The organism is Chryseobacterium fluminis (genome assembly GCF_026314945.1).
GTDB classification, from domain to species: Bacteria; Bacteroidota; Bacteroidia; order Flavobacteriales; family Weeksellaceae; genus Chryseobacterium; species Chryseobacterium fluminis.
In genome coordinates, this window is record NZ_CP111121.1 from 39,204 (window position 1) to 58,943 (window position 19,740).

Below are 19,740 nucleotides of genomic sequence, written 5' to 3' on the forward strand. Positions count from 1 at the left end.
AATTCAGGTTTTCGGCTTTACCTGCGAAACTGTTCAATTATCGGTTGCGCAAAATGATATTTGACAATCTCATTTCCTATCAAAATATAGATGAATTCACCATCGACAAGCATCTCCTTAACTTTTTCGCCTACGCTATCAGGCACCAGAAAGCTTCCTGCATAATACTGTTGGTCAATCTTATATAGATCAATAATGCTTGCTTTATTCCATTGCATAATACCGTCATGAGTCGCTTTGGCGTTTGAATTGACGAAAAGGTGATTACCGGCAACAGTTGCACTTTTTGCACTCTGCTGCATTGCATTTTTTATTTTATGGGAGCCGTCCGGAAGCTTAACCATTTGTGTTTTTTGTCCTTTATTAAAGCTGATCAGTTTAAATTTGCTGTGCTGATCGGTTATACTGTTTAGTACCACGAATTCGTTTTTGTAATAATACAGGTAGATCAAATTCTTTTTATCAGAATCAGAGATCAGCAGGCCGTCATTCTCGATATACCCCGGATTTTGTGTTTTTAAAATGTCATAGTTAAGATGTATTTTATGATCCTGATATGTTCCGATCACAAAAGTTTTATAGGTTGAACTCTCGGATCTGAAAAGGAAAGAATTCTCTGATATGATGTTCAGCTGATCAAAATACATTTGATTGGAACTGACCGTTTGTAACGAATCTTCCTGTTCCAAGTTTCCTTTATAGATAACTGGTACGGTACCATCGTAAATATAATAGACCGATGGGTTAACTACCACCCTTAGGCTTTTAAACTGATGAGACTTTGGATCTAAAGGAATTCTGAACTTTGAAAAACTACTGAGATCCTTTTTTACCACCGTAAGGTTTAAAGGAGCAGTCGTATTTCCAAGATAGACATTCTCTCTGTCCTGACCCGCAAAATAGAAAGAATTGTAATTGATGTTTAACCTTTTCTCACCTTCTATTGCGTGGGGGATATAACGTCTTGTAAAATTGTTGTTCTTTCTTAACTGATGTTCAGATCTTACATACAGTAAAAATATGGACAGCGAACTAAGTAGGATGACAACAGGAACCAATAGCATATAGTACTTCTTTCGCGGTATTTCACATGCCTCGGACAAAACGATCGCAACCAATAAGATCAGTACGCAGCAGGCGTTAAAAATAAGATGGGTTCTCCAACTCATATTCTCCAGGATACCGCCGCACGAACAGGGTACAAATTCACTGTATTCCAGAATCAGGTAGATGTACATGGTGAACGCTGTCATCATACTCAAAGAACCATACAAACCAAAATTCCTGAACTTCGGAGTAATGAGCAGAGCAGCAATAATCAACTCTACGATGATGACTAGAAAAGATATACTACCCGCATATGAACTTAATAGCGGTGATTGCGAAATCTGTACCTGAAAGTTTTCAAAGTCAAGCATCTTACTGACGCTTGCATAGAGAAACAGGATTACAAAAAAGTACAATATCACATCGATGAGTAGAGATTGCTTCTTTTTCATGGCACAAATTTGTACATTTTAACAGGCGATGATGAGTTTCCATTTAATCTTCATCCCACAATAATCAGGCATAGGCTCCCCTTTGAATAGGGTTATGGTTGTTTTAAAATTCCCCAAACTTTCCCAGATGCCGCTTTCCGGACATGGTTTGCCTGTCACAACTGATATGGAGGTTTGGGGAATCATAAGGTTATTCTTATTTATCTGGCATAGTGCGCCAATTATCACCGTCTCTTACAGGTGGATCACGATGGACAATATCCTTTGGGGTCTTCGCAGAATCACCCCGCATCATAAAGGCTGTGTTTACCGTTTCGGATGGAAAGTCATCTGCGTTAAGGTCTTGGTATTGGCGGGTACAGTTTTGCATTAAAAATGAGGAAACTGTTATACTGAAAATTGGGATATACTTTTTCATTTTAATAATTTTTGGGGGTTATCCCGGCCGGATTAAATTAGAATTCTGAAGTCAAAGGTATAGGCTTGAAAGCTGGAAAAAAACCGTTTACTGGTGCGATTTTAAAATAGATCCGTCTCTATTTTAAAATTGAGACATTTAAAAATGTGGTGGAAGCCTTCCAGATGCTTCTTTGATACATTTCCCCGCTATAAAGGGTTCCTAACCCTTTATATTGCCCTTTTTTTAATGTAAAATGTTTAATTTTGATAGGGTGAGGTTCTAATAATCATGATATGAAAAAGTTTAAGTACTTTCTCGTTGTATTCTCTGCATTTTCACATCTTCTGTTTGGACAGCGAAAAAAAGAAATGACTTTCAGTGAAATCAGAAAAAACTACGAAAAAATGACCATTGATGACCAAGACGCAATGCCTTATGTCAGATTATATATAGACAAGGCAAAACATGAGGGTAGATATTCCAGATTAATTCAGGGATATAGGGATGGGCGGCAGTTCGATCTTGAGCATAAAATACAATATGCCGATAGCGCCCTGGCGGTAAGTCTGAAATACGGAAGCCATGATGACATCAGCAAGGACCATCTGAGTAAAGGCATCATCTACTATTTTTATCAGAAAAAATACAAACTTGCTTTAGATCAGTATCTGAAAGCATATCAATATTCGAAGAGATCCAAGGACCAGTATCTGCATTACAAAGTTATCTACCACTTGGGAGTCGTTAAAGAGCATCTTGGCTATTACGACGAGGCCCTTGGTCATTTTAAGGATTGTGCCGCGTTCTACGGAGCGAATTTAAAAAAGAAACTCCACGACAATGAGCAATTCAATTATAAGAAAGCCTATCTTAACAGTCTTCACCAAATGACTATTATTAACAGGTATCTTAGAAACTTTTCAAAAAGTGACAGTCTAAGCCGTCTGGGATTTCAGCTCTCGTCAAAAGATGAGGATTTCCAGCTTGAAAAGGGGTATTTCCTGAAATGCATGGGCATTTCAAAATTCAATAAGAAAGATTATAGCAATGCCGAAAAAGATCTTGAAGGTGCTCTTCCGCTAATCTTGAACAGAAATGACCTTGCCTGGGCATCGGTGGTTTATTATTATCTCGGCAAGATTTCAGAAGCACAAGACGACCAGGTGAATGCGCTCCATTACTACAGTCAGATCGACACCATATTCGCCCAGCATCAGATTATACTTCCGGAAGTGTATAACAGCTACTATTATCTTATACAATACTATCAGGAAAATGATCTGAATAAACAACTGTATTACACCAATCAGTTACTCAAAGCTGAAAGCCTGATATCAAAGGATTACCCCTATCTTTCCTCGAAGCTGCACAGAGATTATGACCGAAACACTTTAGTGGAAGAGAAGGAACATATAGAGAAAATCAGCAAAAGAAAAATCAGAACTGCCAAGATCCTCATTATTTCCGGCAGTATTGTGCTGGGCTTTTTTGTAATACGCTTTTTTAAAGACCGCAAAGTCAAAAGGCAGTATGATCTCCTACAAAAAAAAATTTCTGAACGTCATGATAGCGAGATAGAGATGAGGGTAGAGGAGGAGGTCCCTGAGGAGTCAACGAGAAAGACGTCCTTAACACCAGAAATGACCCTGGAGATCAGGAACAAACTTGCAAAGTTTGAAAAAGAACTGCAGTTCAGAAAGAAAGGCCTTACGCAAAAAGGCATGGCCAACCAACTTCATACCAATTCACATTACCTTTCGGTATATATAAATGAAAATAAGGGAATGAATTTCAACAAGTATTTGGCAGAACTCAGGATCAATTATATTACCCATATGCTCAATACCGATAATAAATACCTGCACTATCGGATAGAAGCCTTGGCAGATGAGTGTGGAATTGCTGCAAGACAAAATTTCTCAAAGTTATTTTTTGAGATCAACGGTATACGACCGGCAGATTATATCAAGCAGCGAAAACAGGAATTGGGATTGACCTAGCCATCTGAAAAATATACTAATTTTTGTAATTTTCTGAAAAAAGGACATGGTAACAAGAACGATTTTTAGAAAAATTGCCCAAGTGCATGATGATCTGGAGTTAAAGATCAATGACGTATATCACGATGATGAAGACCTGATAAAGGTGGCAGAAAAATCTCTGCTGCTGGTGGATGCTGCGATCAGGAAAGTAAAAGATATGATTGTCAGTCATCAATTCGATACAGTAGCTGAAGAGATTCTATTCTTTAAAAAGATAAAACCGCAGTTCATTTCAAAGTTCATCTACTATTCGAGTATTTTGGAACTGGAATCACATAAACCCAATGCGGGAAATAAAGCCGTAAAAAAGTATTACGAGGCCGAGCAGGAAAAGCTCAAGAATTTCTATTCTGAACAATCTGAATTTTACAGTTACTACAGGCGTGAAGCCACGTATCTCGACCATAAAATATTTGTTAGGAACTCCTATGATCTGAAAATGAAACTATCATTTGGCTTCTACAATTTTGACAGCAGCTTTACGACTTCACACGATCATATGATCGCACGTTTCGTAGCGAGCCAGCAGATGGACAAATTTCTCAGAAAGCAGCTTGATGATTTAGATGAAAACGGAAATGTTAAAAAATTATCACCTTTGGTATGGTCAGCATCAAAAGTGGGTCTGATCGAGCTTGTGTATGCGTTACACCAAATGCGCTGTTTCAATGGCGGAAATATCGAACTGAGTGAGGTTGTGAGATTTGTTGAAAAGTCGTTAGACACGGATTTAGGTAATTTTCACAAGACCCTATTTGAAATTCGAAACAGAAAACAAGGTCCGACCAAGTTTCTGAATTTAGTCAGCGAAAACCTCAATCAGTATTTTATAAATACGGAAGGTGAATAAAATAGTCAAACCTCAAGTTAGTTGAGGTTTTTTCATTTTTTATCGATAAGATACTGCAAATTAGGATCAGCTGAAATTCTATCCATTTCTTCTTGAATTATATTTAAAATATCCGTTTTAACCTGACGGTAATTATTTTCGATTTCCTGTTTCATATGGTCGACTCCATATACATCGATAAAAGATACGATATCCGGTATTTTTTGATAGGATTTTTCCTCTGCTGAAAGTTTTGCGCTATCCACCACAATTTCCGAGTGGAATATTTTCTGTTCAATTCTTTCATCGAAATTATCGGAGACTGCACCAACGAAGAATCCCTGAGTCAAAGTGGAGATCTTAGAGGCCGGAATCAGGCTGTCCAGCTGTGTTGAAATCGAAGTAGAGGTATCATTTCTATTGATTGAAATGCTCTGTCTTTTTTGTAGAACCTTTCCGAATCTTTCAGACAGCGCTTTAGCCGTTTCACCAACCACCTGTCCACTGAATATATTGCCGACCGTATTCTGTATTACTTTACTTTCTTTATCTCCGTAATCTCTGGTCAACTGAGAAAAATCCTGAAATCCCAGACAAACGGATACTTTGTTGCTACGAGCGGTGGCAATAAGGTTATCCAAACCTCTGAAGTAGATGGTTGGTAGTTCGTCAATAATAATTGAACTTTTTAACTGTCCTTTTTTATTGATAAGTTTCACAATTCTGGAATTGTAAAGTCCAAGAGCAGCAGAGTAGATGTTTTGACGATCCGGATTGTTGCCGACACATAAAATCTTAGGTTCATCTGGATTATTAATATCTAATGAAAAGTCATCTCCTGTCATGACCCAGTAGAGTTGAGGTGAGATCATTCTTGAGAGGGGGATCTTTGCCGAAGCAATTTGTCCCTGCAGTTGATCCTGAGCACCTCCCTGCCAGGCATCCATAAATGGAGAGAGATAATTCTCCAATTCGGAATAAGAGGTGAGGATTGTAAAGACATCTTCATATTTTTTGTTTAATAGTTCGATAGCATGGGGGAATGTGCAGTATTTTCCATTCTGGTAAATTTTCAGAAACCAGATGATAGAAGCTAGAAGGATTATAGGGCTTTCAACAAAGAAGTCGCCTTGTTTTTGTATCCAGCTTCTATTGAGATTCAGCATTATGGTGTACGCCGCCTCATAAGCATCCGCTATATCTGTCATAAAATCTGGATTTAAGGGATTGCATCGATGGCTTTTTCTGGGATCATCAAAGTTGATGATATAGAATTTAGGCTTTACAGCGTAACCTTTGGAGTGATTTAGCAGATGGTTGTAAGCAATGGTTGATAAATCATCGAATTTAAAATCGTAGATGTACATCGAAAATCCTTTTTCGATATGCTGCCTGATATAATTGTTTATCACAGCATATGATTTTCCCGAGCCTGGGGTTCCTAAAACGATCGTGGCACGAAAAGGATTAACCACATTGATCCATCCCTGGTGCCAGTTCCCCTGATAATAAAACCTGGTGGGAAGATTTACCGAATATTCATTGTATAGTAATTTGGTTTCCTGCCAGAAACTTTCATTTTCGCTATTAAAAACATCGGTCATTAAATTCGTTTTCAGTAAGCGACTCATCCACACTCCCGCCTGCATTAAAAGTATGTATCCTGCACCGGTGGATAAAATGTTAAGTATGGCAGAAAGACTGGTGGTTAACTGTAAAAGAATTACGTTCAAAAAAAACAGTACGAAACCTATAGAAGAAGCAATGAGTATTTTTTTCCACGTTATCTTTTCATTCTTTACCCCCTTTGTACCCAAACAGCTCAGACCTAACAAGACAGTGGCAAAAAGCTTAGTATAAATAGGATGGGAAAACAGTCCTGCTGTCCTGTTAAAATTATGCAGTATCTTATTAATGAGTTGTAGAGTCCACTGATGTTCTGCAAAAAAGCCGTAACAAAACCAATAAAGATGCATCAGTACTAAAATTATGCTGACCGCTCTCATAAATGCCATAATTTTGGCGAGCCCTCTTAAGTCATCTTCTCCTTGCATATCCTATTTTTTTACGTGCATAAATAGAGGTTAAGACTACCACAGGTAATCATTTTGAGTTAGGGGTATCAATTGGCGGACTTTGACTTGATGAGTTGATAGATCAATTAGTTCTTTCTTCTTTTTCGCTGTCTTTTTTTCATTTGGGATTCGAAAATCTGCTCCTCCTGATAATCTATATCTGAAAATAATAAGCCGCCAAAGAATCCGTCAAATATCTGCTGTGTATCTTCAGATAAGTAATGTTCCTCAGATTTTTCTTTCGATAAATCATCGTTATGATGGCTGTTGGCTGTACTTTGAGGCTTCATTTCATCCCATAGTTCATTGAATGCATTTGCAGATAGCTCCTTGCTTAATTGTGAGCCGTTCCAAACTGATTTTGAATGATAGTCTATAAATGTGATGCCGTAAATTCTTCCCTGTTCATTTTTTCTGATAACCGTTGCAATTCCCTGTTCAATCAACTGCTCTTTAAAAGAAGATTCAGAGTTACTGGTGCTCACTGCGATCTCTATAGTTCTTTTTAAAGTCAATTTTGAAGGATCATTTTTGATTGTCCTTTTTGATTTTTCAATTATGGACCGAATATTTTCGATTCCCGCATGCTTGCCAAAAAGGGATGATTTAAAAGGATGGCTTATTTTTTTACCATTTTCATCGGTTGCAAAGTAGACTATTCCTGTTCTCTTTTTTCCGCGCAGTTCTCCACTGACCTCTTCAAACGTTATATTGAATTGAGAAAGTAAAGCATTATAAGCTCCAATACTCTGAAAACTGTAGTTTTGAGGCATACGTCTCAGTATTGATGATAGCTGCGATTTAATATCTCCCTTAGCATAATCAACGGGCTTAAAAGTTAACTTCTGCTTTATACTTTTATTTTCATTGGCAACTTTTAAGTTAAATTGTTTTTCTAGTCTTCTACAAACTTCCATTGAACGGGGGTGGTCATAGCTGTCGGATATTTTCTTGCCGTTGAGCTGAACACAGGTAGTCACAATGTGAATATGTGTCCTGTCTATATCGGTATGTTTAAAAACGACATAGGGTTGATTGGCGTAACCCATTTCCTGCATATACTGCCGAGCTATTCTACGATAGTCATCATCATCAATCTTGTCATCCGGATTAGGATTAAGTGATATATGCCTTGAAGGTTTTTCAGTTTTGCTGTTGGCAATCAAATAGGGTTCAAAATACTGATGGAAAAATTTGGCAGTATAAGGTCGATCCCACAGGTCTGGAATTTTGTTTGTGAGGAGTACTGTTCCATTTTGATTGTCAACTTTCGTTTGATTGTACGTAAGGGCACCCCAAAGGTTATTACCTTTTCCTATTTTAGCGATCATTTTCAGTATTTTTTTGAATGTGCTCTTGTTCAAACTTTTTTGTTAAATCTATGACCTGCTTACAGATTGATGCCAGTTTACTGGTTTGACTTTCCAGTTTAAAGAGATAAAAAGAAGCTTTTTTATCGGTGAAATTTCGATACAGAATTTTTATGATCTGATTATAATTGTTTCCGATCGCCTGAAACTGGTAGAAGAATTTTGTGAGTTGAGTATGGTAATCCATCGTCGACACATCCACTTGTACAACTTTTAATTCTTTCTGAAACAATATTGAGGTAATGAATTTTGCCTTGTTATTCAATCCTGAAGCTTCAAATAATTTTAAAAATTTAGTGTTTTCTTCGTCCGTCAGTCGAAATACATATCTGTTTTTACTGGGATTCAGTTTAGGTTTACGACCGCCTTTATTGTTTTTGTTTTCATTCATAACATTTAATTAATAGTAAGAAAATCACGACTTCGGAGTGGTTTTTAAAGCCCATCCAGGGCAAGTTGTTTTGAGGCACGAAAAAAGTTATGAGGCACTCAAAACATAACTTGCCCCTTTCGGGTGAAAGGAAATGTCTTTACGAGAATAGATTAATACAGGATAATATTAAAACATTACCATTTCAAAAGATTCCTCAGTCTCATGGGACAAAGTAAGCCACTATGATGTAGAGATACAGCAGATCTGACGGGGCCAAAACAGGACATTGGTGGCCAAAGATTACCTTAAGGAAAGTCACGAAACAGAAATGTTTTTCATTTGTATTTGATTGCATGCGGGACTGACAAACTGCAGAGGGGATATGATTCTGGAATTCTTGAAATCCAGCGTTCAAGAATTCAAGCGTGCAGGATAACAATTTTGAGAGATAGGCATCAGCAAGTCAACTTATCAGGATTACAAGACGGGTGGTATTCAGTCAATACTGATAGAAGTCGATACAGAGATCAGGAGTTCAGGCTAGTAGTAATGCGGGACTCGCAGCCGGTCGGAAGTCAGTGCTGATTGAAGACCTGCAATCCTTCACTTTTTCAATGGATGTTAACAGAAATTCAAAAAATATGAAAACAAAAAAAGAACCCACAATTATTGCATTTTCAACTCAAAAAGGAGGAGTGGGAAAAAGCACTTTTACAACTCTTATGGCAAGTATTCTTCACTATCGAATGGGCTATCAGGTTGCTGTTTTTGACTGTGATTTTCCACAGTACACTTTATTACAGATGAGAGAGCGTGATTTAAAAATGGTGATGCAGAATGAGATTTTGAAAAAGATGGCTCACAAACAATTTACAAGCATCAATAAAAAAGCGTATTCCATTTTTCAGAGTAAGACTGAACAGGTCTTAGGAGAGATGGGAACTTATATAAATGAATCCGAGGTAACCCCTGATGTTATCTTTTTAGATTTACCCGGAACGGTTAATACTGCTGGAATTTTAAAAACACTCACATATGTTAATTACATTTTTTCTCCCATTACTGCTGATCGCGTCGTTCTTGAAAGTACGTTAAGTTTTACCGATGTGCTGACCAATGTCATAATGAAAGAAAATCAAACAGGAATTCGAGGCATACATTTATTCTGGAATCAGGTGGATGGAAGGGAAAGGACAATATTGTATAAGAATTACAATAAAGTGATTTCAGATTTAGGACTGCAGCTTATGGAAACAACCATTACGGACAGTAAAAGGTTTCGGAAAGAAGGAGAATCGACCGCAAAAACGGTTTTCCGATCTACATTACTGCCGGCCGATCCTAAGTTGTTAGCTCAATGTAGGCTGGATAGATTTGTTGAAGAATTTCTGAAAATTGTCAAATTACAGCAGTATGGAAAATGAAAAAAAGAACAATGAGGAAAATGGTATTGATGAGCAATATCTGATGTCTATTATGGCGGGAAATCCGAAAAAAAAACCTCCGATTCAAAATACAGTGTCTCAAAAGGAAAAAGAAGTAACAAAATCCCAGGTGAAAAGTAGGAAAAGCTCGGGTATCAGCTATGTTGAGCAATTTCTTACTCATCATAGGATGACGAAACGGGGAGACAAGAGTATTTATATCCGGCAGGAATATCACGAACGGCTTTCAAGAATTATTCAAATCATTGCTGACGACCAGATTCCTTTGTATGCATACCTGGATAATATTCTTGCAAATCATTTTGAAGTGTTTGAAAAAGAAATTACTGATGATTTTAATAATAAATACCGTCCAATTTTTTAATACTATTTTAATGGAACAAATAATCATAATCGGTTTGTTAATCATCATCATTCTGATTCTGCTGGAGAGAAAATTTTCAATAGATGTCCAAAGAAAGAATCACAATAATACAGAGAAAAAACTACCATCTATTATGGGAAGAACGAAGCACAAAGTAGGTCAGGCTTTGCCAATCGGTACCGACAAAGGACAAGATAAATCTTACGTATTGATAAAGGATAATTTTAATTCAGAAACCAAGGAGGAAATACCTGGGAATGTGGTTGTACAGAAAAACATCGATGATATTTTAGTCAGAAATGATGAGTGGGGCCCGGAAGAAGAAGATTGGAAATACGAGGACTTTACTACTGAAAGCGGGTTTGCTACAGGGGTTACCTTTCAGGAATTGAGTACTGCGGGTCAGCTGCTTCAGCAGAAAGATCTGGAGCCTGACTTAGAAAAGCAAGCAGTCGATATTATTCAAAAAATTCAAGGAACCGAGCTTTTTGACCTTTTAGAGAACTCATTAGGAGATGCTACAAAGAGAATTGCCAGCTTATTAAACCAGAGCATTTCGAACGATGACCAGATCATTTCTTCTAAACGAAGTATTTCTTCGGAAGGTTTCGACATTGGGGAGTTTATTTAAACTTCCCTTTGTTTTTATAAGAACTACGGAAAGTGGATAATAAAAAGATACGATACTATGGATTCAACTGAAAGAAAAATCAATATACAAGTTTATTATGATTTACGTGTTAACAAAGGACAGCTTCCCACTATCATAATTGCAGGACACACATTTTTTGTGGATATCCGAATGGATAGGCTAAGACCTAAAGATGATTTTTTATCAAAAGGCATCATTTTTTCGGATATACAGAATTACTATAATCAAGAGAAGAATAGTTATCTGATACCCTATAATCCTAAGACACACCAATTTCAGGAAATCGACTTCAGTAAGATCAAGGAATTTCCTGAAGATTTAATTGCTGTACAGTTTCCTATTGAAAATAAGCTTGACAGAATTGGATGGAATAGACATCATGGATTTGAACTGACCCAGGGATTATCAAAGAGTGGTTTTAAGATGGAGTTTAAAGCTAAACAAATTCCTTGGGAAAAAACTTTTCTTAAGGATTTAATTCAGAGTAATTTAAAGTCAGGAGAGGTCGTCGGAGGTCATACAAAAAAGAAGGAAAATCATAAATCCAAAGGAAGGAAAATGTAAAATACATTACAATGCTGCTTAACGTCAAACTCTAAAAGTCTGACGTTTTTTTATGTCTAAATCTTACTTAAGTGTCTTTCAAAGCCAAGCACTTCCCTCCATAGACATTTCTCTATAAGACAGTTTTTCCAAAGCACATTTGCTTCTGGGTTCTGCAGAGCGCAGTTCTCATAAAAAAAATATTTACAAAATGGAAAAACAGAGAAAAAAACTATTGTGCGTGTTATCGGCAATCTTGATTGTACCGTATGCTTTTTCACAAGGTAATGGTACAGCCGGAATCAATGAAGCCACCCAGATGGTCACCTCTTATTTTGAACCGGCTACGCAGCTCATCTATGCCATCGGGGCGGTCGTCGGACTGATCGGTGGGGTCAAGGTCTACAATAAGTTCAGCAGTGGTGATCCCGACACCAGCAAAACTGCTGCCAGCTGGTTTGGTGCGTGTATCTTTCTGATCGTGGCAGCAACGATCCTTCGATCATTCTTTCTTTAAAATGATGCCTATGAACACCTATCATATCAACAAAGGAATAGGAAGGACGGTAGAATTTAAAGGACTTAAAGCACAGTACCTTTTTATTTTTTCAGGTGGCTTACTAGCAGTACTGATCTGCGTGATGATCATGTACATGGCTGGGATTAGTACGTATCTGTGCCTGATTCTCGGCGGGTCCAGCAGTGGAATTCTCATCTGGCAGACGTTCAGATTGAATGGAAAATACGGCGAGCATGGCCTGATGAAATTAGGAGCTCGTAAGAAGCACCCCAAATATATCATCAGCCGCAAATGCATCTACCGCTATCTGAAAACCAATCGTAAAAGTGCAGATGTATGAGAAATTCCTCCAAAGCCGCAACGCTGGAAAGTAAATTTCCATTGCTTGCGATTGAAAATGATTGTATCATTTCAAAGGATGCAGATGTTACGGTTTGCTTTAAAGTAAGACTCCCTGAGCTGTTTACCATTGCTTCCGCAGAGTATGAAGCGATGCATTCAGCCTGGTTTAAGGCCATCAAGACCCTGCCAGATTTTACGGTCGTACACAAACAAGACTGGTTTATCAAAGAAAACTACAGTCCTGATCTTTCCAAAGGAGATCAGAGTTTTCTGTCAAAATCTTTTGAAAGGCATTTCAACGAGAGACCTTTCTTAAACCACTACTGTTATCTGTTCATTACAAAGACCAGTAAAGAGAGAATGCGGATGCAGAGCCACTTTTCATCATTATGTAAAGGTAAGCTGATTCCAAAGGAGATTAAGGATAAAGAAGTCATCAGTCGGTTTCTTGAAGCGGTGGATCAGTTCGAAAGAATTATGAATGACAGCGGCTATATTCATCTCGAAAGGATGACTGAAGATGAAATATCCGGAACCTCTGAAAGGTCAGGACTACTGGAACAGTATCTCACCTTATCACGGGAACCCCATCCTTCATTACAGGACATCAAACTTGGTTCCGAAGAAATGCGTATCGGAAACAATAGGATCAGTATGCATACTTTATCCGATACAGATGATCTGCCCGGTACTGTCTCATCACACAGTCGCTATGAAAAGCTAAGCACCGACCGGAGTGACTGTCTGTTATCATTTGCCTCGCCGGTAGGACTTCTGTTGAGCTGCAATCATATTTACAATCAATATCTGTTTATAGACAACAGCGATGAGAATCTGAGCAAATTCGAAAAGTCCGCCAGAAACATGCACTCGCTGGCAAGGTATAGCAGGGCAAACCAGATTAATAAGGAATGGATAGAAAAGTATTTGAATGAAGCCCATTCATACGGTCTTCAATCCATCCGCGCCCATTTCAATGTGATGTCGTGGTCGGACAATCCCTCTGAACTCAAACAACTGAAAAATGATACCGGCAGTGCTTTGGCTTTGATGGAATGCAAGCCCCGGCATAACACAACGGATACGGCCACTCTATACTGGGCTGGGATTCCTGGTAATGCAGCAGATTTCCCAAGTGAAGAAAGCTTCTACACGTTTATAGAACCTGCTTTATGTTTTTTCATAGAAGAAACCAACTACCAGAATTCGCCCTCACCATTTGGAATCAAGATGGCGGACCGCCTGACCGGAAAGCCGGTTCATTTGGATATTTCTGATCTGCCGATGAAACAGGGAGTTATTACGAACAGAAATAAGTTCATCCTCGGACCTTCAGGAAGCGGAAAATCTTTTTTTACCAACCATATGGTACGGCAGTATTACGAACAGGGTGCGCACGTGCTTCTGGTTGATACCGGCAATTCCTACCAAGGTTTGTGTGAGCTGATTAAGGGAAAAACCAAAGGAGCAGACGGGGTATATTTCACCTATAGTGAGGACAATCCCATTGCTTTCAATCCATTCTATACCGATGATGGCATTTTTGACATTGAAAAGAGGGAGAGTATTAAAACCTTGATTCTGACACTTTGGAAAAGAGATGACGAACCACCAACCCGTTCAGAAGAGGTAGCATTGTCCAATGCCGTCAGCGGATACCTAGAAAAGATTAAGTTCGATGATCAGCATCCTTCTTTCAATGGCTTTTATGATTATGTAAAAGATGATTATCAGAAAGTGCTTGAACTGAAAAAAGTCAGAGAAAAGGACTTTGATATTGCCAACTTTCTCAATGTGCTGGAACCGTATTACAGAGGAGGGGAATATGATTACCTGCTCAATTCAGAAAAGCAGCTTGACTTGTTGTCCAAACGATTCATTGTGTTTGAGATCGACGCTATTAAAGATCATAAAATTCTGTTTCCTATTGTGACCATTATCATTATGGAAGTCTTCATCAATAAAATGCGAAGACTTAAGGGGATCAGAAAACTGATCCTCATCGAAGAAGCATGGAAAGCCATTGCCAAGGAGGGAATGGCAGAATATATCAAATATCTTTTCAAGACCGTCAGGAAATTCTTCGGGGAAGCCATCGTGGTGACCCAGGAAGTTGATGACATTATCCAGTCTCCTATTGTAAAGGAGAGCATCATCAACAACTCCGACTGCAAGATCCTGCTCGACCAGCGCAAGTACATGAACAAGTTCGACGACATCCAGGCAATGCTGGGGTTGACTGATAAAGAAAAGTCGCAGGTGCTGTCGATCAATATGAACAATGATCCGAGGAGGCTTTATAAGGAAGTCTGGATCGGACTGGGCGGAACGCACTCTGCAGTCTATGCGACGGAGGTTTCCACCGAAGAATACCTGGCCTACACGACCGAGGAAACCGAAAAGATGGAGGTGATGAATCTGGCCTCTGAACTTGACGGCAATGTGGAACATGCCATCAAGAGGATCTCTCTCAAGAGAATCAAATCGAACAAAGAAAATTAATTAATCCAATCATTTAAAATTTTACAACAATGAAAAATTTGATCATTAAAACAGCAATGGTAGCGATTTTTTCTACTGCAACCTATGCCAAAGCACAATTCGTGGTAACCGACCCTGCCAATCTCGCTTCCGGAATTCTAAACAGCGCCAATGAAATTGTGCAGACCTCATCAACCGTATCCAATGTGATTAAGAACTTCAACGAGGTCAAAAAGGTCTATGAGCAGGGTAAAGAATATTACGACAAGCTGAAAGCAATAAATAACCTGGTTAAGGATGCCCGTAAGGTTCAGCAGACCGTACTTTTAGTGGGGGATGTCTCGGAGATATATGTCAAGAATTTTGGGAAAATGCTGAACGATCCGAATTTCAATGCCCAGGAGCTGGCGGCCATTGCCAACGGTTATTCTGCCCTTCTGACGGAAAGTACGGAGCTGTTAAAGGAACTTAAACAGATCATCACCGCTAATGGTCTTTCGCTTAATGATAAGGAAAGGATGGATGTTGTTGACAGGGTGTATAAGGAGGTGAGGGAATACCATAACCTGGTACGATACTACACCAATAAGAATATTTCCGTCAGCTACCTGAGAGCCAAAAAACAGAACAATACCCAAAGAGTTTTGGATCTGTACGGAACCGCCAATCAAAAATACTGGTAAGATGAAAGAAACAAACTTACACGAAGTGCTGCGTTCTGTTTATCAAGAAATGATACCGATGTGTGCGGATATGGCGGCTGTAGCAAAAGGGGTTGCAGGTTTAGGAGCTCTGTTTTATGTAGCCATCAAAGTCTGGCAGTCTCTCAGCCGCGCAGAACCGATTGATTTATTTCCCATGCTCAGACCATTTGCCATTGGCATCTGCATTATGTTTTTCTCAACATTGGTCTTGGGCAGCCTCAACGGCGTGATGAATCCCATTGTTCAGGGAAGTCATTCTATGCTCGAGGATCAGGTGTTGGATATGAATGAGCTGCAGCAAAAAAAAGATCTCTTGGAACGGGAAGCGATGCTTAGAAACCCTGAAATGGCCTACCTCGTTTCAAATGAAGAATTTGACAAAAAGCTGGAAGAGCTCGGATGGTCACCTTCAGATCTTGTCACGATGTCGGGTATGTATATTGAGAGGGAAATGTTCGCCGTTAAGAAAGATATCCGGGACGGCTTTCGTGAATTTTTGGAGATCCTGTTTCAATCAGCCGCATTGGTGATTGATACCATCAGAACCTTCTTTCTGATCGTTCTCTCAATCCTGGGGCCGATAGCCTTTGCGATTTCCGTCTGGGATGGTTTTCAGACCACATTGAGCCAATGGCTGAACAGGTACATCAGCGTTTATCTGTGGCTGCCGGTTGCCGATATCTTCAGTGCCATCCTGGCAAAAATCCAGAGTCTGATCCTGGAACGGGATATAGAGATGCTGGCTGATCCCACTTTTATTCCTGACACCTCTAATACGGTTTATATTATTTATATGGTGATTGGCATCATCGGTTATTTTACGGTACCAACGGTGACAGGCTGGGTGATCCAAGCAGGGGGAGCAGGTAATTTCATGCGCAATGTGAACCAGACGGCTACAAGATCGAGCAATATTGCGGGAGCAGCAGCCGGTTCCGCAACAGGAAATATATCAGGTAGATTATTAAAATAAAAAATAGAGTTCTATGGAATTTAAAACTTTAAGAAATATGGAGAGCAGTTTCAAACAGATTCGATTATTTACGTTTGTTTTTGCATTGCTGTGTTTTGGAGTTGTAGGTGTAGTCGTATTCAAATCATACCAGTTCGCTGAAGAACAGCGTCAAAAAATTTATGTGCTGGACAACGGCAAGTCTTTAATGGTAGCCTTATCACAGGATATGTCAATTAACAGACCCGTTGAAGCAAGAGAGCATGTCAGGCGTTTTCATGAATTGTTTTTCACGATAGCCCCTGATAAGAATGCTATTGAAAGCAATGTGAAAAGGGCTTTCAATCTGGCTGACCAATCTGCCTTCAATTACTACAAAGACCTTCAGGAAAAAGGCTATTATAACAGAATCATTTCCGGTAATATTCAGCAGAGGATTGAGGTAGACAGCGTTGTAGCCAACTTTGATCATTACCCTTACGACGTAAAGACTTACGCCAGGCAGTTCATTATCAGATCAAGTAACCTTACCATCAGAAAGTTAGTGACTAACTGTTCATTGGTGAATTCTGTACGGTCTGACAGCAATCCGCAGGGATTTACGATTGAAAAACTCAACGTCATTGAAAATAGAGATATCGAAACTGTTGAACGCTAAATAAAAATAATGAAAAAACTAAGAGACAAGGTCGAACACTATGTTTTAAAAGCAGAGGATTATTGGAAAGCTCTTTCTGTAGAGAAACAGCGACTGATGACAAAGGTTTTCTTTGGCAGTTATGTTTTTCTAACTGTCATCGTTCTTATCAACATTATTATTTCAACAGGTCAAAAAAGCAATACAATGTTTATCAACCACATTGACGGTATTACTAAGAAATCGGTAGAAAAAGCTTCTGTATATAATGACACCGTAAATCACCTCCTAAAAAATAGATATGAAAGATTCAGAGAAAATAAAAATTACAGAAAATGATCTCCCTCAAAATTCTGACGGAATGGGTGATGATTCCAAAGCTGAATGGGAAAAACTGAAGAAGCCTTTCATCTATTTTTTGATGGCTGCCGCTTGCGCATCTTGTTTGTACCTTATTTTTAAGCCAAAAGATAGCAATCCTATCCCTGATGGAACTAGCTTTAATGCAGCCATTCCACAGGCAAAAGACGGCCAGTTGCAATCGGATAAGCAAAAGGCTTATGAGCAGCAGTTGTTGGAGCAAAGTAATGAAGAGAAGAGGAATGCGGTAACTACGTTATCAGATTATTGGAATGACCAAAACGGTGTAAATTTTACCAATAATCAACCAAATCCAACTATTAGTGGGCTTCAACAATCGGATCAGAATGCTTTGAACAGTTATCGTAATGCTCAGCAGACTTTAAGTTTATTTTATGGTCGGGATGATCAGGAAGTCAATAATCTGAGGAAAGAAATTTCAAGATTAAAAAACGAGATGACGCAAAACAATGCTGCTTCTGAAGGTCTGGGAATGAATGACCAGCTACAGCTGATGGAAAAATCTTATCAGATGGCGGCCAAGTATCTTCCAACGACTCCAAAACAGGAGGAGCGAGCACTAAAAGAAAACGATGAAAAACCAGCTGAGAAGAAGATTAAGTTGACACCGGCAATTCCAGCAAATTCCAACATTGTTTCCTCATTGTATAGAGAGCAGTCAGATAGCGTATTTATTGCAGGTTTGAATCGGAATCGATTTTATGCGACTCAAAAGGATTCAAAGAATTCAGCTCCATCCAAAAATGTGATTAAGGGTATGGTCTATGAGACAAAGACGGTAGTGAACGAAAGCACATTAACCATTAGACTTATTGAGGGGATGAGGTTGGGGCATACTGAAATCCCTCGGGGTAGCCTTTTAATTGCCGCTGGTAAAATTCAGGGCGGAAGACTTCAGCTAAAAATCTCTTCCATTGAGTACAAGGGAAACATTTATGCTGTAGAGATCAATGTTCATGATAATGATGGTCAGCCAGGTTTATATATTCCTTATTCACCGGAGCAAAATGTGGTCAGTGATATTGTTGCCAATATGAGCCAGACTTCAGGGACTAATATTATGATGACGCAATCAGCAGGACAACAAGTTGCCGCTGATTTGAGCAGGGGAGTCGTGCAGGGATTGTCAGGTTATTTTCAAAAGAGAGTCAGACAACTAAAAGTAACCGTAAAAACAGGTCATCAGGTCTTGCTGGTACCTAAAAATAATTAATCAAAAAATTAAAAAATGAATACACAAAAGAGTCATTATATTCTCATCATGTTATTGCTGCTGATTGTAAGCAAAGTATTTGGGCAGGATTCCGTGATAACCTACGTCCCACTGGAACAAGCAAAATTGGATCCCTTCAGAATGCAGGTGACCTACAGTAAAACCAGTCATGTGATCTTTCCATCGCCCATACGTTATGTTGATCTTGGAAGTGAATTACTGGTGGCCAATAAGGCCGAGCCTATTGGTAATGTTCTCAGAGTAAAAGCGGCAGTTCGGGATTTCGAAGAAGAAACTAATTTTTCGGTTATCACAGATGATGGGAAATTTTACAGCTTCGATGTTTTTTACAGCGCTTATCCTGACGTACTCAGTTATGATCTGGTAAAAATGCAAAGAACGGTCGAGAAGCAATATTCAACGGACGTACTTTTTGAAGATTTGAAAGGAAGCTCTTCGTCTCTGACGCAGTTGATTATGGAAAATCTTTATAGGAAGAGTCGAAAAACGGTTAAGCATATCGCATCAAAAAGTTTTGGGATTCAGTTTTCTGTTCGTGCCTTACATGTGAATGACAATAAATTCTACTTTACCTTACAGGTTGATAACAACAGCAATGTGGATTACGATATTGAACTGATTAACTTTAAGATCGTCGATAAGAAGAATTTAAAAAGGACGGTTGTCCAGGATAAGCTGTTGCAACCAGTAAGGATTTACTCACCTACGGTGACTGCAACTCACCATTCCAATGTGATAGGAGTTTACTTACTGGAGCGATTTACGCTTTTAGATGATCAGGTTTTGGAAATCGAAGTTCTGGAAAAAAACGGCGGGCGGCACCAAAAAGTAGAGCTTGAGAACAGGGAGTTGATCAATGCGAAATATATCAACAGTTTAAATTTTAAAATCAACTGA

General features: G+C 38.9%; 21 protein-coding genes. 15 read left to right on the plus strand and 6 right to left on the minus strand.

Annotated features, from left to right (window positions below; all coding sequences use genetic code 11):
* Window positions 1–17: 17 nt before the first annotated feature.
* The 3 genes from ODZ84_RS00170 to ODZ84_RS00180 are packed head-to-tail and all read right to left on the minus strand — an operon-like array spanning window position 18 to window position 1,917.
* Window positions 18–1,499, minus strand: a complete 1,482-nt coding sequence (locus tag ODZ84_RS00170; RefSeq protein WP_266174938.1) for a MauE/DoxX family redox-associated membrane protein — start codon at window positions 1,497–1,499, stop codon at window positions 18–20.
* 18 nt (window positions 1,500–1,517) lie between these two features.
* Window positions 1,518–1,685 (minus strand): hypothetical protein, encoded by a 168-nt coding sequence (locus ODZ84_RS00175; RefSeq protein WP_266174941.1) that lies wholly within the window; start codon window positions 1,683–1,685, stop codon window positions 1,518–1,520.
* A gap of 10 nt (window positions 1,686–1,695) precedes the next feature.
* A complete protein-coding gene (locus ODZ84_RS00180; RefSeq protein ID WP_266174942.1) occupies window positions 1,696–1,917 on the minus strand; it encodes a hypothetical protein in 222 nt (73 codons plus the stop codon).
* 275 nt (window positions 1,918–2,192) lie between these two features.
* Between ODZ84_RS00180 and ODZ84_RS00185 the strand changes: the two genes are divergently transcribed.
* Window positions 2,193–3,899, plus strand: a complete 1,707-nt coding sequence (locus ODZ84_RS00185; RefSeq protein WP_266174945.1) for a helix-turn-helix domain-containing protein — start codon at window positions 2,193–2,195, stop codon at window positions 3,897–3,899.
* Window positions 3,900–3,945: 46 nt separating this feature from the next.
* Entirely contained in the window at window positions 3,946–4,791 is an 846-nt protein-coding gene (locus tag ODZ84_RS00190) for an RteC domain-containing protein (RefSeq protein ID WP_266174947.1), read from the plus strand.
* A 32-nt stretch (window positions 4,792–4,823) separates the two neighbouring features.
* Here ODZ84_RS00190 and mobC read toward each other — a convergent pair whose 3' ends face one another.
* From mobC to mobA, 3 genes are all read right to left on the minus strand, one after another.
* Entirely contained in the window at window positions 4,824–6,824 is a 2,001-nt protein-coding gene (mobC, locus tag ODZ84_RS00195; protein ID WP_266174949.1) for a conjugal transfer protein MobC, read from the minus strand.
* 107 nt (window positions 6,825–6,931) lie between these two features.
* Window positions 6,932–8,176, minus strand: coding sequence for a conjugal transfer protein MobB (mobB, locus tag ODZ84_RS00200; RefSeq protein ID WP_266174950.1), 1,245 nt, complete (start codon window positions 8,174–8,176; stop codon window positions 6,932–6,934).
* On the minus strand, window positions 8,166–8,606 hold the full coding sequence (gene mobA / locus ODZ84_RS00205; RefSeq protein WP_266174952.1) for a conjugal transfer protein MobA: 441 nt from the start codon (window positions 8,604–8,606) through the stop codon (window positions 8,166–8,168). The genes mobB and mobA overlap by 11 nt, the downstream gene beginning before the upstream one ends.
* Before the next feature lie 623 nt (window positions 8,607–9,229).
* On the opposite strand from mobA, the gene ODZ84_RS00210 reads away from it, so the two are divergent.
* The 13 genes from ODZ84_RS00210 to traN all read left to right on the plus strand — a co-directional run bounded on the left by ODZ84_RS00210 (window position 9,230) and on the right by traN (window position 19,740).
* Window positions 9,230–10,012 carry a ParA family protein gene (locus tag ODZ84_RS00210; protein ID WP_266174954.1) on the plus strand — a complete coding sequence of 261 codons (783 nt, stop codon included), beginning with the start codon at window positions 9,230–9,232 and terminating at the stop codon, window positions 10,010–10,012.
* Entirely contained in the window at window positions 10,002–10,397 is a 396-nt protein-coding gene (locus tag ODZ84_RS00215) for a DUF3408 domain-containing protein (RefSeq protein ID WP_266174955.1), read from the plus strand. The genes ODZ84_RS00210 and ODZ84_RS00215 overlap by 11 nt, the downstream gene beginning before the upstream one ends.
* A 10-nt stretch (window positions 10,398–10,407) precedes the next feature.
* Entirely contained in the window at window positions 10,408–11,028 is a 621-nt protein-coding gene (locus ODZ84_RS00220; protein ID WP_266174956.1) for a hypothetical protein, read from the plus strand.
* 57 nt (window positions 11,029–11,085) lie between these two features.
* Window positions 11,086–11,613: a hypothetical protein gene (locus ODZ84_RS00225; RefSeq protein ID WP_266174958.1), complete on the plus strand. Its 528-nt coding sequence runs from the start codon at window positions 11,086–11,088 to the stop codon at window positions 11,611–11,613.
* Window positions 11,614–11,803: 190 nt separating this feature from the next.
* On the plus strand, window positions 11,804–12,109 hold the full coding sequence (locus ODZ84_RS00230) for a DUF4134 domain-containing protein (protein WP_266174959.1): 306 nt from the start codon (window positions 11,804–11,806) through the stop codon (window positions 12,107–12,109).
* Window positions 12,110–12,119: 10 nt separating this feature from the next.
* Complete coding sequence (locus ODZ84_RS00235) at window positions 12,120–12,452, plus strand: DUF4133 domain-containing protein (RefSeq protein WP_266174960.1); 333 nt, start codon at window positions 12,120–12,122, stop codon at window positions 12,450–12,452.
* Entirely contained in the window at window positions 12,449–14,956 is a 2,508-nt protein-coding gene (locus tag ODZ84_RS00240; protein WP_266174961.1) for a TraG family conjugative transposon ATPase, read from the plus strand. The genes ODZ84_RS00235 and ODZ84_RS00240 overlap by 4 nt, the downstream gene beginning before the upstream one ends.
* A gap of 29 nt (window positions 14,957–14,985) precedes the next feature.
* The gene (locus tag ODZ84_RS00245) at window positions 14,986–15,618 is read left to right on the plus strand and encodes a DUF4141 domain-containing protein (RefSeq protein WP_266174962.1); all 633 of its coding nucleotides are present in this window, start codon (window positions 14,986–14,988) and stop codon (window positions 15,616–15,618) included.
* Window position 15,619: 1 nt separating this feature from the next.
* Window positions 15,620–16,612 carry a conjugative transposon protein TraJ gene (gene traJ, locus ODZ84_RS00250; protein ID WP_266174964.1) on the plus strand — a complete coding sequence of 331 codons (993 nt, stop codon included), beginning with the start codon at window positions 15,620–15,622 and terminating at the stop codon, window positions 16,610–16,612.
* A gap of 13 nt (window positions 16,613–16,625) precedes the next feature.
* A complete protein-coding gene (traK, locus tag ODZ84_RS00255) occupies window positions 16,626–17,249 on the plus strand; it encodes a conjugative transposon protein TraK (protein WP_266174965.1) in 624 nt (207 codons plus the stop codon).
* A 9-nt stretch (window positions 17,250–17,258) separates the two neighbouring features.
* The gene (locus tag ODZ84_RS00260; RefSeq protein WP_266174966.1) at window positions 17,259–17,567 is read left to right on the plus strand and encodes a hypothetical protein; all 309 of its coding nucleotides are present in this window, start codon (window positions 17,259–17,261) and stop codon (window positions 17,565–17,567) included.
* Window positions 17,530–18,822: a conjugative transposon protein TraM gene (traM, locus tag ODZ84_RS00265; RefSeq protein ID WP_266174967.1), complete on the plus strand. Its 1,293-nt coding sequence runs from the start codon at window positions 17,530–17,532 to the stop codon at window positions 18,820–18,822. Before ODZ84_RS00260 ends, traM begins: the two co-directional genes overlap by 38 nt.
* A gap of 15 nt (window positions 18,823–18,837) precedes the next feature.
* Window positions 18,838–19,740, plus strand: coding sequence for a conjugative transposon protein TraN (gene traN / locus ODZ84_RS00270; protein WP_266174969.1), 903 nt, complete (start codon window positions 18,838–18,840; stop codon window positions 19,738–19,740).

Coding starts and splice junctions, on each gene's coding strand:
- ODZ84_RS00230 (WP_266174959.1), top strand. CDS start 11,804: ATGGAAAAACAGAGAAAAAAACTATTGTGCGTGTTATCGGCAATCTTG.
- ODZ84_RS00215 (WP_266174955.1), top strand. CDS start 10,002: ATGGAAAATGAAAAAAAGAACAATGAGGAAAATGGTATTGATGAGCAA.
- ODZ84_RS00225 (WP_266174958.1), top strand. CDS start 11,086: ATGGATTCAACTGAAAGAAAAATCAATATACAAGTTTATTATGATTTA.
- traM (WP_266174967.1), top strand. CDS start 17,530: ATGAAAGATTCAGAGAAAATAAAAATTACAGAAAATGATCTCCCTCAA.
- mobA (WP_266174952.1), bottom strand. CDS start 8,606: ATGAATGAAAACAAAAACAATAAAGGCGGTCGTAAACCTAAACTGAAT.
- ODZ84_RS00210 (WP_266174954.1), top strand. CDS start 9,230: ATGAAAACAAAAAAAGAACCCACAATTATTGCATTTTCAACTCAAAAA.
- mobB (WP_266174950.1), bottom strand. CDS start 8,176: ATGATCGCTAAAATAGGAAAAGGTAATAACCTTTGGGGTGCCCTTACG.
- ODZ84_RS00245 (WP_266174962.1), top strand. CDS start 14,986: ATGAAAAATTTGATCATTAAAACAGCAATGGTAGCGATTTTTTCTACT.
- traJ (WP_266174964.1), top strand. CDS start 15,620: ATGAAAGAAACAAACTTACACGAAGTGCTGCGTTCTGTTTATCAAGAA.
- ODZ84_RS00260 (WP_266174966.1), top strand. CDS start 17,259: ATGAAAAAACTAAGAGACAAGGTCGAACACTATGTTTTAAAAGCAGAG.
- ODZ84_RS00175 (WP_266174941.1), bottom strand. CDS start 1,685: ATGATTCCCCAAACCTCCATATCAGTTGTGACAGGCAAACCATGTCCG.
- ODZ84_RS00190 (WP_266174947.1), top strand. CDS start 3,946: ATGGTAACAAGAACGATTTTTAGAAAAATTGCCCAAGTGCATGATGAT.
- ODZ84_RS00180 (WP_266174942.1), bottom strand. CDS start 1,917: ATGAAAAAGTATATCCCAATTTTCAGTATAACAGTTTCCTCATTTTTA.
- mobC (WP_266174949.1), bottom strand. CDS start 6,824: ATGCAAGGAGAAGATGACTTAAGAGGGCTCGCCAAAATTATGGCATTT.
- ODZ84_RS00185 (WP_266174945.1), top strand. CDS start 2,193: ATGAAAAAGTTTAAGTACTTTCTCGTTGTATTCTCTGCATTTTCACAT.
- ODZ84_RS00170 (WP_266174938.1), bottom strand. CDS start 1,499: ATGAAAAAGAAGCAATCTCTACTCATCGATGTGATATTGTACTTTTTT.
- traK (WP_266174965.1), top strand. CDS start 16,626: ATGGAATTTAAAACTTTAAGAAATATGGAGAGCAGTTTCAAACAGATT.
- ODZ84_RS00235 (WP_266174960.1), top strand. CDS start 12,120: ATGAACACCTATCATATCAACAAAGGAATAGGAAGGACGGTAGAATTT.
- ODZ84_RS00240 (WP_266174961.1), top strand. CDS start 12,449: ATGAGAAATTCCTCCAAAGCCGCAACGCTGGAAAGTAAATTTCCATTG.
- traN (WP_266174969.1), top strand. CDS start 18,838: ATGAATACACAAAAGAGTCATTATATTCTCATCATGTTATTGCTGCTG.
- ODZ84_RS00220 (WP_266174956.1), top strand. CDS start 10,408: ATGGAACAAATAATCATAATCGGTTTGTTAATCATCATCATTCTGATT.